A 13,213-nucleotide genomic window follows, 5' to 3' on the forward strand; every position below is an offset into this window, starting at 1 on the left:
ATGGGAAATCTCAGGTGAAGTTCGTAAAGTATTTACTAATCCTTGCAGTATGTTGCATCGTGCTGGGAGCAGCCTCGATTTTCGGCTTGTACAAATATGTCGAGCCGCAGCTGCCCGACGTCGCAACGCTGAAAGACGTACGGCTGCAGATACCGATGCAGGTTTACAGCGCCGATGGCGAACTGATCGCCCAATACGGTGAGAAGCGCCGCATTCCGCTGAAACTGGATCAAATTCCGCCGGTGATGGTGCACGCATTTATCGCCACCGAAGACAGCCGCTTCTATGATCACCATGGCGTCGATCCGGTCGGCATCTTCCGCGCCGCCTCAATCGCGCTGGTCTCCGGCCACGCTTCGCAAGGGGCCAGTACCATTACCCAACAGCTGGCGCGTAACTTCTTCTTAAGCCCGGAACGCACCCTGATGCGTAAAATCAAGGAAGCTTTCCTGGCGGTACGCATCGAGCAGATGCTCACCAAGGATGAAATCCTTGAGCTGTATCTGAACAAGATCTATCTGGGTTACCGCGCCTACGGCGTGGGCGCCGCCGCACAGGTCTATTTCGGCAAAGACGTCAGCCAGCTCACCCTGAGCGAGATGGCGACCATCGCCGGCCTGCCGAAAGCCCCGTCTACCTTCAACCCGCTCTATTCGCACGATCGCGCCGTTGCCCGCCGCAACGTGGTGCTGTCGCGCATGCTGGACGAGCATTACATCACGCAGGCGCAGTACGATCAGGCGCGCGCCGAAGATCTGGTCGCCAACTACCATGCGCCGGAAATCAGCTTCTCCGCGCCGTATCTCTCCGAGATGGTGCGTCAGGAGATGATCAAGCGCTACGGTGAAAACGCCTATACCGACGGTTACAAGGTTTACACCACCGTCACCAAACGGCTGCAGCTGGCGGCGCAGGAGTCGGTACGCAACAACGTGCTGGCCTATGACATGCGCCACGGCTACCGCGGCCCATCCAACGTGTTGTGGAAAGTCGGCGAAGCGGCCTGGGATCGCAAACAGATTGTCGACTCGCTGAAAAACTTGCCGAGCTACGGCCCACTGGCGCCGGCGGTCATCACCGCTGCTAACCCGCAGGAAGCGACGGCGATGCTGGCCGATGGCAGCAGCATTGCCCTGCCGATGGCCACCATGCGCTGGGCGCGGCCGTACCGTTCAGACACTCAGCAAGGCCCAACGCCGAAACGCGTCACTGACGTGGTGCAGACAGGTCAGCAGGTATGGGTGCGTAAAGTGAACGACGCCTGGTGGCTGTCGCAGGTGCCGGACGTCAACTCGGCGCTGGTCTCGATCAACCCGAACGACGGCGCGGTGAAAGCGCTGGTCGGCGGCTTCGACTTCAACCAGAGCAAGTTCAACCGCGTGACGCAGGCCCTGCGTCAGGTGGGGTCAAACATCAAACCGTTCCTGTACACCGCCGCGATGGATAAAGGCCTGACGCTGGCCACTATCCTGAACGATTTGCCGATCACCCGCTGGGATGCCGGCGCCGGCACCGACTGGCGGCCGAAGAACTCACCGCCGACCTACGACGGCCCGATTCGCCTGCGGCAGGGGCTGGGGCAATCGAAGAACGTGGTGATGGTGCGCGCAATGCGTGCGATGGGCGTCGACTACGCGGCGGAATATCTGCAGCGCTTCGGCTTCCCGGCACAGAACATCGTGCATACCGAATCGCTGGCGCTAGGTTCCGCCTCCTTTACCCCGATGCAGCTGGTACGCGGCTACGCGGTGCTGGCGAACGGCGGTTACCTGGTTGACCCGTACTTCATCACCAAGATTGAAGACGACAACGGCAATACGGTGTTCGAAGCTAAACCGAAAGTGGTGTGCAGCAGCTGCAACCTGCCGGTGATCTACGGCGACACCCACCGTTCGGCGGTGCTGTCCGACGACAACATCGAAAACGTCGCCACCTCGCAGGAAGGCAGCAACAGCACGGTGCCGATGCCGCAGCTGGAGCAGGTTACCCCGGCTCAGGTGCAGCAGGACGGTGACCAACAGTATGCGCCGCACGTGATCAGCACGCCGCTGGCCTTCCTGATCCACGACGCGCTGAACAGCAACATCTTCGGCGAACCGGGTTGGATGGGCACTGCCTGGCGTGCCGGGCGCGATCTGAAACGTCATGATATCGGCGGCAAAACCGGTACCACCAACAGTTCCAAAGACGCCTGGTTCTCCGGCTATGGCCCGGATACCGTGACGTCGGTGTGGATCGGTTTCGACGATCACCGCCGCGATCTGGGCCGTTCGACGGTATCCGGCGCTATCCCGGATCAGATTTCCGGCGGTGAAGGCGGAGCCAAGAGCGCCCAGCCGGCGTGGGACGACTTCATGAAGACCGCGCTGGAAGGCATTCCGGAGCAGAAAGTCACGCCGCCGCCAGGCATCATCAGCGTCACCATCGACAAAAGCAGCGGCAAGCTCTCCGGCGGTGGCGGTGGCAGCCGTTCCGAGTACTTTATCGAAGGGACGCAGCCGACGGACTACCCATCGCGCGATACCGGCACCACATTGACCGATCCGGGCGGTGAAAGCCACGAGCTGTTCTGATCGAAAAGGGCCAGAGAAATCTGGCCCTTTTTTTATTCGGCGCGAAGCGTATCAGCGCGACGCGCGCAAAAACGCCTCGGAGAGAAACAGCGCGCTGACGTTGCGCGCCTCACGGAAATCCGGTTCCGCCAGCAACGCCATCATGTTGGCGATCGGCCAGCGCACCTGCGGCAAGGGCTCCGGTTCATCCCCTTCCAGGCTCTGCGGGTAGAGATCGTGGGCCAGCACGATATTCATTTTGCTGGAAAAGTAGGATGGCGCCATCGTCAGCTTACTGAGAAAATCAAAGCGCTTCGCGCCGTATCCCACCTCTTCCATCAGCTCGCGGTTGGCCGCTTCCAGCACGCCCTCTCCGGGATCGATCAACCCTTTCGGGAAACCCAGCTCATAGGATTCAGTGCCCACCGCATATTCGCGGATCAGCAGCAGGTCATCGCCAATCACCGGCACGATCATCACCGCTTCGCGATCCGAAGGCCGCATGCGCTCATACACCCGCCGAACCCCGTTGCTGAATTCCAAATCGACCGACTCGACGTTGAACAAACGCGAACGCGCGACCGTTTCCACTTTCAGAATTTTAGGTTTTTGCAGGTGTTTATCCATGATTGCCTCAAAGAGGTTACCCAGGCGTGGACGGGGCAACCGAAATAATGATTGGCGTAACGCACGGCTCGTTGGCGCTCAAATGCTGACCAAATTCGATCCTGATCACATTGTGCGTTAATGGCAAGCTCCGCCGCAACGAGCATGAACAGTAATTTACTTTCTTTTAACAAGCGTAGCCAGCGGCGGGCGATTTTCCGTACTGATTCAGCAAACAGCACGCATGAAAATAGGATAATGCCGATATCGACGGCAGAGGCCGGTTGCTAGTATCACGCAGGCAAGAATCAGTGATAAAATGGCCTTGCGTCATGAAGGAATGAGATCCAGAGCGAGAATCTGTTTGTTCCCTCATTAGTTCTGGGTGCCTCCTGGCGGTTTACTCCGTATAATATTCAGCTTTTCATCAGGTTGGCGAAATTCACGGGTGTGAGATGGGGATTGCATGAGCACAATAGTGTTGATATTGGCCTTAGTGCTTGTCTGCCTGATTGCCGCCGGCCTGTACCTGTGGTTCAAGGCCCGCAACCCGTCGGCGCTGGCGCACGCGTTGCCGTTTATCAAGCCTGCCCACCGCAAGCTGACCGATGAAGAGCGCGCCGCGGTCGAGTTCTACCTCAGCCAGCAAAACAAGCTGAGCAACAAACTGTTGCCCGGCGGCGGCGCTACGCTGCCCGCAGCCAAACTGGCGCTCACCCCGCAAAGCGATAACGTTTATCCCGTCACGCACGCCATCACCCGCTACGGTCTGGCCAGCGACGATCCCAATAAATGGCGCTATTACCTCGATGCCGAAGAGGTACATCTGCCGCCGTTTTGGGAACCCTACATCACCGCCGACAACCATGTGGAAGTGATCCGAACCCAGACGCTGCCGCTGGTGATTTCGCTCAACGGGCACTCGCTGAAAGATCATATTCACGACCGGCCGCAGCCGCCGGTGGTGACCGCCGCGCCGACCAAAAACGCTTCCATCCGCAAGGAAGAGAGCGAACATGTCGAGCTGGTGAACATTCGTAAGGAAACGCCGGAAGAGCATGCGCTGAACCGGCCGAACGGCATCCGTGAAGCCGTCATCATCTCCGCCGCGCTGCTGCTGCTGTTCTTCAGCCTGATCAGCCCGGTGCTGGTGATCCCGTGGATGATTTTCGTGGCGGTGCTGATGATCGCCTGGGGATGCTGGAACCTGTTCCGCCGTCCGGCGTCACGCGAGCTGAAAGAGATCCACTGCCTGCGCGGCACGCCGAAGCGCTGGGGACTGTTCGGCGAATCCGGCCAGGGACAGATCAGCAACATTTCACTCGGCATCATCGATCTTATCTACCCGCCGCACTGGCAGCCGTACCTGACGCAAGACTTGGGCAAGACCACCGATGTGGACGTCTACCTCAATCGGCAGGTGGTGCGCCAGGGCCGTTTCCTCTCGCTGCATGACGAAGTGAAGAATTTTCCGCTGCAGCAGTGGGGCCGCAACGCGGTGCTGGTCGCCAGTTCGGCACTGGTACTGCTGTTGTTGCTGATCTATATCCCGCTCAATCTGCCGCTGACCCTCAGCATGGCCTGGCTGCAAGGCGCGCAAAAAGTGGAAGTGACCAGCGTACAGGCGCTGGAAGCTACGCCGCTGCGCATCGGCGACACCCTGAAGGTGCGCGGCAGCGGCATGTGCTATGTGCCGCCGCCGGCCAACGGTGGCGGCGCCGTCAATTTTGCGCCGTTCGATTGCTCCGGCATTTACTGGAACAACGCCGCCCCGCTGCCGCAGCCGGAATCAGAAGTCATAGACAAAGCGACGGCCCTGCTGGCCACGGTCAACAGCCAGCTGCATCCGAGCGGTACCGATCAGAAGATCAACCCGCAGCTGGCCAGCGCCATCGAGAAATCCGGCATGATCCTGTTAGATGACTTTTCTGATATCGTTTTGAAAACACAGGATTTATGCCAGGCAGAAAACGACTGTGTGCGGCTGAAAAACGCGCTGGTCAACCTGGGCAACGCCAAAAACTGGAGCGGCCTGGTGAAACGCGCCAGATCAGGCGCGCTGCAAGGCGTCAACGTCCTGCTGCGCCCGGTAAGCGCCGAGTCGCTGGAAAGCCTGACCAAAGTGGCCACGTCGTCGTTCATCTTCAATGAAACGCGTCTGGCCGCCGCGGCGCTCAACAGCCCGCCGCCGGGCGGTTTCCTGATCCGCAGCGATGAAGGTCGACAGTTGGTCAGCCATCCGCAATCCTCAGCGCCGCAGAGCGAATACAACGCTCTTGACCAGTGGAATGAGTTGCAGCGCCTTTCCACTCTGCTGCTGCATACCCCATTCCAGGCGCAGGGGGTGATCACCAGCCTCAGCGTCGATGCCAACGGCACCCGCCACGTGGCGTTGCACAGCGAACCGGACATGATCACCCTGTGGCGCTACCTCGGTACCAGCCTGCTGTTGCTGGCGGTGGTCGTCAGCCTGGGCTATAACGCCTGGCGGCTGGTACAGCGTCGGCGCATCAATCAGCACCGCGTCGCCGATATCCAGCGTTACTACGACAGCTGCTTCAATCCGCAGCTCAATCCGATGTCAATGCGGCCGATGGCCTGAACCTGACGCCGGGGGTCTCCGCCCTGTCATCTGCTTATGCTACGCTAACGCTATTATTCTCATCTGCGGACCGCCCGTCGGTCTGCCCATGGAGTTTTTATGGTTCCCGAGTTTGATTGGCCGCAGATCGATACCGTGCTGCTGGATATGGACGGCACCTTGCTGGATCTGGAGTTCGACAGCCACTTCTGGCTCAGCCTGGTGCCGCAAGCGCTGAGCGAAAGGCGCGCCATTCCGTTCGACGAAGCCCGTCATATCATTGAACGGGAATATCAGGCGGTGCAGCACACCATGAACTGGTATTGCTTCGATTACTGGAGCGAGCGGTTGGATCTGGACATCTACCGCATGACCAGCGAAGTCGGTAGCCGCGCGCGGCTGCGCGAAGACACCGAGCCGTTTTTACGGGCGCTGCGCGACGCCGGTCTGCAAACCATTTTGCTGACCAACGCCCATCCTCACAGCCTGGCGGTGAAAATCGAGCATACCGGCCTCGATCGGCACCTTGATTTATTGTTTTCCACCCACACATTTGGTTATCCGAAAGAAGATCAGCGTCTGTGGCAGGCGGTGCAACAGCACACCGGGTTCAACCCACAGCGCACGCTATTTGTCGATGACGGCGAGCCGATCCTCGACGCGGCGCGCACTTTCGGCATTCGTTACTGCCTGGGCGTGCAAAACCCGGACTCCAGCACGGCGGAAAAAAGCTTCCAGCGCCATCCGTCGATGCGCGACTACCGTCTGCTGATACCGGCGCTGGCCAAGGGGGAAGCATGAAGGAAAAAGCGACGCGCGACGACGCGGTCCGGCTGGATAAGTGGCTGTGGGCCGCACGCTTCTATAAGACTCGCGCGCTGGCGCGCGAAATGATCGACGGCGGCAAGGTGCATTACAACGGCCAGCGCGGCAAACCGAGCAAGATTGTCGAACTCAATGCCGAGCTTAAGCTGCGACAGGGCAACGAAGAACGTACGGTGATCGTGCTGGCGCTGACCAACCAACGCCGCGGTGCCAACGAGGCGCAGCAAATGTATCAGGAAACCGAAGCCAGCATCGCCAACCGCGAAAAAATGGCGCTGGCGCGCAAGATGAACGCGTTGACCATGCCGCATCCGGACCGTCGTCCGGACAAAAAGGAGCGGCGCGACCTGATGAAATTTAAATTTGGTGAGCCGGAATAACCCCTCACCGTAATGAGAGAAGATTATGTCCAACCATGACCAATTGCACCGTTACCTGTTTGAAAACTACGCGGTGCGCGGCGAGCTGGTTACCGTCAGCGAAACCTATCAGCAGATCCTGAACAACCACGACTACCCGGCGCCGGTGCAAAAGCTGCTGGGTGAACTGCTGGTCGCCACCAGTCTGTTGACCGCAACCCTGAAGTTCGACGGCGACATCACCGTGCAGCTGCAGGGCGACGGCCCGCTGAAGCTGGCCGTGATCAACGGCAACAACCGCCAGGAGATGCGTGGCGTTGCGCGCACCCAGGCGCCTATCGCCGACGACAGCACCCTGCATCAGATGATCGGCAACGGCGTCATGGTCATCACCATTTCCCCGACGGAAGGCGAGCGCTATCAGGGCGTGGTCGGCCTGGAAGGTGAAACCCTGGCAGAATGCCTGGAAGCCTACTTCCGCCAGTCCGAGCAGCTGCCAACCCGCCTGTTCATCCGCACCGGCGAAGTGGAAGGCAATGCCGCAGCAGCCGGTATGCTGCTGCAGGTGCTGCCGGCGCAGGACGGCAACCTCGATGATTTCGATCATCTGGTGCAACTGACCAACACGGTCAAAAGCGAAGAGCTGTTCGGCCTGCCGGCCAACGAAGTGTTGTACCGCCTGTACCATCAGGAAGAGGTCACCTTGTACGAACCGCAGGACGTGCAGTTCCGTTGCACCTGTTCGCGCCAGCGTTGCGCCGACGCGCTAATGACCCTGCCGACCGATGAAGTGGCGGACATGCTGGAGCAGGACGGTAATATCGACATGCACTGCGACTACTGTGGCAGCCACTATGTCTTTGACCCGGTTGATGTTGCCGCGTTGTATGCGGGTAACACCGGCGAAAGCGACAAGTTGCACTAAGTAACACCTTTTCGGCGGGCGCCCCCGGCGCCTGCCAACGCCCGCCGTTTGCACGTTTGCTTTTTTCCGTGTGCTATCTCTCAGATCGTAACGAAATACCGCCTAAAACGTTAAATATTTGATACCCATCGCGGTTACTCACCGTTAGATCCCTACAATTGCCGCCAGAAATTCTGTGACCAAGGAGTAGTAACATGCGCGTTAAAGGTATAACCCCTCAGGATCTGGCCGCTTACGGCATTCACGACGTTAGCGAAATCGTTCACAACCCGAGCTATGAACTGCTGTTTAAGGAAGAAACAGACCCATCTCTGGAAGGTTTTGAGCGTGGGGTAGTCACCAAGCTGGGTGCCGTCTCCGTCGATACCGGCATCTTCACCGGTCGTTCGCCGAAAGACAAATACATCGTCCGCGACGACATCACCCGCGATACCGTGTGGTGGGCCGATCAGGGCAAAGGCAAAAACGACAACAAACCTCTCAGCCCGGAAGTGTGGGCCGATCTGAAACACCTGGTCACCGAGCAGCTTTCCGGCAAACGTCTGTTCGTGGTGGATACCTTCTGCGGCGCCAACGCTGACTCGCGCCTGAAAGTGCGTTTCATCACCGAGGTGGCCTGGCAGGCGCACTTCGTGAAAAACATGTTCATCCGCCCGAGCGACGACGAGCTGGCTGACTTCGAGCCGGACTTCGTGGTGATGAACGGCGCCAAATGCACCAACCCGAACTGGCAGCAGCAAGGCCTGAACTCGGAGAACTTCGTCGCCTTCAACCTGACCGAGCGCATGCAGCTGATCGGCGGCACCTGGTACGGCGGCGAAATGAAGAAAGGCATGTTCTCGATGATGAACTACCTGCTGCCGCTGAAAGGCATCGCTTCGATGCACTGCTCGGCCAACGTGGGCGAGAAAGGCGACGTGGCGGTGTTCTTCGGCCTGTCCGGTACCGGCAAGACCACCCTTTCCACCGATCCTAAGCGTCAGCTGATCGGCGATGACGAGCACGGCTGGGACGACGACGGCGTGTTTAACTTCGAAGGCGGCTGCTACGCCAAGACCATCAAGCTCTCTGAAGAAGCCGAGCCGGACATCTATCACGCCATCAAACGCGACGCGCTGCTGGAAAACGTCACCGTGCTGGCCGACGGCAGCATCGACTTCAACGACGGTTCGAAAACCGAGAACACCCGCGTTTCTTACCCGATCTACCATATCCAAAACATCGTCAAGCCGGTGTCCAAAGCGGGTCACGCCACCAAAGTGATCTTCCTGACCGCCGACGCCTTCGGCGTGTTGCCGCCGGTATCGCGTCTGACCGCCAACCAGACTCAGTATCACTTCCTGTCCGGTTTCACCGCCAAATTGGCCGGCACCGAACGCGGCGTAACCGAGCCAACGCCAACCTTCTCCGCCTGCTTCGGCGCTGCGTTCCTGTCACTGCACCCGACGCAGTACGCCGAAGTGTTGGTGAAACGCATGCAGGCCGCCGGCGCCCAGGCTTACCTGGTCAACACCGGCTGGAACGGCACCGGCAAACGCATCTCGATCAAAGATACGCGCGGCATCATCGACGCCATCCTGAGCGGTGAAATCGACAAGGCGGAAACCGTTACCCTGCCAATCTTCGATCTGGCGATGCCGACCGCGCTGCCGGGCGTGAACCCAGAGATCCTCGATCCGCGCAATACCTACGCCAGCCTCGAGCAGTGGCAGGAAAAAGCGCAGGATCTGGCCGAGCGCTTCATCACCAACTTCGACAAATACACCGACACGCCTGCGGGCGCCGCGCTGGTTAGCGCCGGCCCGAAGCTGTAATTCGGTAGCGTTACCTCTTCAGCTAAGGCGCGGATCCCGCGCCTTTTTTTATTTTCATCGATTGCTTTTTAACCAGCAAGGCGAGAAAATAAGTCAATGCAATCATTGATAGCAAAGGAGGTTTAAATGGCGACTATCACCGTCAGAAATCTGGACGACGAAATTAAAGAGCTGCTGCGTATCTCAGCGGCGAAAAACGGCCATTCTATGGAAGAGGAAGCGCGCATGATCCTGAAACAGGCGCTGGTGAAAAAGCCGCCGCGCTATGGATTGGGTACCTGGATGCATCAGCACTTCGCCGAATTCGGCGGCGTTGAGCTGGAGATCCCACCGCGTGACGCCGTGCCGCCACGCATCGTCACCTTTGATGATGAAGATGACAACGCATGATCATTATCGACACCTACGTCATTTCAGAAACGCTGCGTCCCAGCCCGTACTACAACGTCATTAACTGGTTAAATGAAAAGGACAATGACGAGCTCTATCTCAGCGCCATTGTCCTCGCCGAACTGTTCAGCGGCGTCGCCTGCATGCCTGACGGCAAGCGCCAGCGGGATCTCAAGCTGAAATTGGCGGACGCCATTGAATTGAAGTTCGAGGGGCAGATATTGCCGTTTGATGGGGTGTGCGCGATGCAATACGCGGAATTGACGGCAAGGAATCGGCTGCTGGGTAAAGCGATGAGCGTGCCGGATACCCAAATCGCCGCCACCTGCCTGCATTACGGTGCCGCCCTGGCCACCCGCAATACCAAAGACTTCCTCCACTGCGGTATCGAATTAATCGATCCGTGGCAGGCGCCGACCGGCCGCCGGTTGCATGAGGATGCGGCGGAATACTACGTGATGAGCAGAAAGTCCTGACGGGGCCGCAGCGGCGCGGCCCACATCAGAGGTCAGGCGTTTTCCCTGGCCGTTTGATGACCGTTGGTCGACTCTTTTTTCTCCATCGGCAACGGAATATACGCGCGGATCAACAGCCCGCCGCGCTCGCTGGTGCCGATATCCAGTTCGCCGTCATGCGCGTCGATAATACGCTGCACGATCGCCAGCCCCAGACCGGTGCCGCTGGTGCTGCGCGCGCTGTCACCGCGTACGAACGGCTGCAGCAGGTGCTTCAACTCTTCCGGCTTGATACCCGGGCCGTCATCTTCCACCTGGAACCAGCCGCGCTGCAGCTCGCGGCCGCTGCTGACCTTGATCCAGCCGTTGCCGTAACGCGCCGCGTTCACCACCATGTTCACCGCCGCCCGCTTAATCGACAGTGGGTGCACGTTCATCATCAGTTCGCCCGGTGACAACGCGGTTTCAATCACCCGCTCATAACCGCTCTCCGCCGCAACCACCTCGCCCAAAATGGCGTTCAGGTCGCTGCTTTCGGTCGGCATCTCCTGCCCGGTGCGCAGATAATCGATGAACTGCTCGATGATGGCGTTGCACTCTTCGATGTCTTTATTGATCGACTCGGCCAGATAACCGTCTTCGGCGCTCATCATCTCCGTCGCCAGCCGGATACGCGTCAACGGCGTGCGCAGATCATGGCTGACCCCGGCCATCAGCAAGGTGCGATCGTCCGCCAGCTGCTTGACGCCCGACGCCATCTGATTGAATGCGCGAGTCACCGACCGCACTTCGGAAGCCCCATACTCGCGCAGCGGCGGCGGAATAATCCCTTTGCCCACCTGCAGCGCCGCATGTTCCAGCTCCACCAGCGGGCGGTTTTGAATACGAATAAACAGCCAGGCACCGCCGATCGCGAGCAGCATGATCGCCAGCGTATAACGGAACAGCGGAGAGAAGTCGCCCTGATGGATTTCCGTCAGCGGTACGCGCACCCAGATATCGGGCTGCAGCCAGGTTTTCAGCCACACCACCGGGGAGTTCTTGTTCACCTCCACCCGCACATCGGTCGGCCCGCCGAGCTGCTGCGCCATCTGCTGGCTGAGGAACTGGTAGTGCTGCGCCCAGCGCAGGCCGCTCTCCTCCGCCGCCGAGTTGGTGTAGAGAGAAATGCCCAACTCGCGGTAGATCTCACGACGGAACGCTGGCGGCACTTCCAACAGCGTGCCGTCCTCCAGCTGCAGCCGATCGGTCATCAGCATACGCACTTCGTAAGCCAGTACCTTGTTGAACTGCTGCAGGCTGGGCAGGATGGCGAAGTTCAGCACCACCAGATAGGTCGTCACCAGGCTGACGAACAGCAAAGTGACGATCAACAACAGGGTTCGGGCAAACGAGCTACGCGGTGAAAAGCGCAATCGCCTCATGCCTTGCTGCCGTCCGGGACGAAGACATAGCCGAGACCCCACACGGTCTGGATATAACGCGGATGCGCCGGATCTTCTTCAACCATGCGGCGCAGACGAGAGATCTGCACGTCGATGGAGCGCTCCATGGCGCTGTATTCGCGGCCACGCGCCAGATTCATCAGCTTATCGCGCGACAGCGGTTCACGCGGGTGGCTGACCAGCGCCTTCAGTACCGCGAATTCGCCGCTGGTCAACGGCATCGGCTCGTCTTCGCGGAACATCTCGCGGGTGCCGAGGTTCAGTTTGAATTTGCCGAAAGCGATCACCGCCTCTTCCTGCGAAGGCGCGCCCGGCAGTTCGTTCGCCTGGCGGCGCAGCACCGCGCGGATACGAGCCAACAGCTCACGCGGGTTGAACGGTTTAGGAATGTAGTCGTCGGCGCCGATTTCCAGCCCCACGATGCGATCGACCTCTTCGCCTTTCGCGGTGACCATAATGATCGGCATCGGGTTGCTCTGGCTACGCAGACGGCGGCAGATGGACAGGCCGTCTTCGCCCGGCAACATCAGATCGAGCACCATCAAATGGAAGGATTCACGGGTCAGCAAGCGATCCATTTGCTCAGCGTTGGCAACGCTGCGAACCTGGAAGCCCTGTTCGGTTAAATAACGTTCTAAAAGCGCGCGCAGGCGCATGTCATCATCGACAACCAGGATCTTATGATTCTCTTGCATGGTATTACTCCCAAAGGCTTTATTGCCTGACTCGAATATTGTTAGAAAACCTTGCCATTTGAGACAGCGTTTAATGGTATGTATTCTAGACGAAATTGTTACAAAGCTTATTCTTTTCCCCATTTATCAACAATTTTCAGTGAATGTCGACGGGGGTTCGTCAAAATTTCGCCCTTTATCGGCGCAATGTGGGGCGACGGCCCAATTTTGTGCAATTTCGCCACCGGGAAGCACCCGGTGGCGTTCAGCTCTCGGGTCAGGAAGTTTGCAGGAAACGCGCCAGCTGCCTGCGCAGCTGCCGGTTCTCTTGCTGTAGCGCATCAACCCGGTCGAGCAGCGTCAGCGCCATGGCGATCCCCGGCCAGTCCAGATCCAGCTCCGCCCGCAGCCTGCGCGCGCGCTGCAGATGGCTCAGCGCCGGATAATCGAACTCCCAGCGCGGCTGCGCCGGCTCCAGCGGCACGATCACGCCCAGGCCGACAATCTCGACCAGCTCATCCTCTGAAATCTCCACTCGCTGACACAGTTCCACCACGGTGAATGTGATCTCTTTCTTCATCATGTGC

General features: G+C 59.1%; 12 protein-coding genes. 8 read left to right on the plus strand and 4 right to left on the minus strand.

The window, feature by feature from the left end:
* Positions 1–14 precede the first annotated feature (14 nt).
* Positions 15–2,573, plus strand: a complete 2,559-nt coding sequence (mrcA, locus tag ACJ8IL_RS10720) for a peptidoglycan glycosyltransferase/peptidoglycan DD-transpeptidase MrcA (protein WP_025304544.1) — start codon at positions 15–17, stop codon at positions 2,571–2,573.
* Between the two features lie 51 nt (positions 2,574–2,624).
* On the opposite strand, the gene nudE is transcribed toward mrcA, so the two are convergent.
* A complete protein-coding gene (gene nudE / locus ACJ8IL_RS10725) occupies positions 2,625–3,179 on the minus strand; it encodes an ADP compounds hydrolase NudE (protein WP_015379304.1) in 555 nt (184 codons plus the stop codon).
* 445 nt (positions 3,180–3,624) lie between these two features.
* On the opposite strand from nudE, the gene ACJ8IL_RS10730 reads away from it, so the two are divergent.
* The 7 genes from ACJ8IL_RS10730 (at position 3,625) to ACJ8IL_RS10760 (ending at position 10,528) form a co-directional block, all read left to right on the plus strand.
* Positions 3,625–5,760 carry an intracellular growth attenuator family protein gene (locus ACJ8IL_RS10730; RefSeq protein ID WP_197824456.1) on the plus strand — a complete coding sequence of 712 codons (2,136 nt, stop codon included), beginning with the start codon at positions 3,625–3,627 and terminating at the stop codon, positions 5,758–5,760.
* Positions 5,761–5,859: 99 nt separating this feature from the next.
* Positions 5,860–6,540, plus strand: a complete 681-nt coding sequence (gene yrfG, locus ACJ8IL_RS10735; RefSeq protein ID WP_025304546.1) for a GMP/IMP nucleotidase — start codon at positions 5,860–5,862, stop codon at positions 6,538–6,540.
* Positions 6,537–6,944, plus strand: coding sequence for a ribosome-associated heat shock protein Hsp15 (gene hslR, locus ACJ8IL_RS10740; RefSeq protein ID WP_151429165.1), 408 nt, complete (start codon positions 6,537–6,539; stop codon positions 6,942–6,944). The genes yrfG and hslR overlap by 4 nt, the downstream gene beginning before the upstream one ends.
* A gap of 25 nt (positions 6,945–6,969) precedes the next feature.
* On the plus strand, positions 6,970–7,848 hold the full coding sequence (gene hslO, locus ACJ8IL_RS10745) for an Hsp33 family molecular chaperone HslO (RefSeq protein WP_060435132.1): 879 nt from the start codon (positions 6,970–6,972) through the stop codon (positions 7,846–7,848).
* 194 nt (positions 7,849–8,042) lie between these two features.
* A complete protein-coding gene (gene pckA, locus ACJ8IL_RS10750; RefSeq protein ID WP_043138920.1) occupies positions 8,043–9,662 on the plus strand; it encodes a phosphoenolpyruvate carboxykinase (ATP) in 1,620 nt (539 codons plus the stop codon).
* 126 nt (positions 9,663–9,788) lie between these two features.
* Complete coding sequence (locus tag ACJ8IL_RS10755) at positions 9,789–10,052, plus strand: FitA-like ribbon-helix-helix domain-containing protein (protein ID WP_004930730.1); 264 nt, start codon at positions 9,789–9,791, stop codon at positions 10,050–10,052.
* Complete coding sequence (locus tag ACJ8IL_RS10760) at positions 10,049–10,528, plus strand: type II toxin-antitoxin system VapC family toxin (protein ID WP_442516534.1); 480 nt, start codon at positions 10,049–10,051, stop codon at positions 10,526–10,528. Before ACJ8IL_RS10755 ends, ACJ8IL_RS10760 begins: the two co-directional genes overlap by 4 nt.
* Before the next feature lie 32 nt (positions 10,529–10,560).
* Here the strand turns inward: ACJ8IL_RS10760 and envZ are convergent, their stop codons facing one another.
* The 3 genes from envZ to ACJ8IL_RS10775 form a co-directional block, all read right to left on the minus strand.
* On the minus strand, positions 10,561–11,931 hold the full coding sequence (envZ, locus tag ACJ8IL_RS10765; RefSeq protein ID WP_015379311.1) for a two-component system sensor histidine kinase EnvZ: 1,371 nt from the start codon (positions 11,929–11,931) through the stop codon (positions 10,561–10,563).
* Entirely contained in the window at positions 11,928–12,647 is a 720-nt protein-coding gene (ompR, locus tag ACJ8IL_RS10770; protein ID WP_004709363.1) for an osmolarity response regulator transcription factor OmpR, read from the minus strand. Before ompR ends, envZ begins: the two co-directional genes overlap by 4 nt.
* Positions 12,648–12,903: 256 nt before the next feature.
* Entirely contained in the window at positions 12,904–13,209 is a 306-nt protein-coding gene (locus ACJ8IL_RS10775) for a chaperone modulator CbpM (protein ID WP_004930739.1), read from the minus strand.
* Between the last annotated feature and the right edge of the window lie 4 nt (positions 13,210–13,213).

Origin of the sequence: Serratia sp. CY47444 (assembly GCF_052168635.1) — a bacterium.
In the GTDB taxonomy this organism is placed as follows: Bacteria; Pseudomonadota; Gammaproteobacteria; order Enterobacterales; family Enterobacteriaceae; genus Serratia; species Serratia bockelmannii.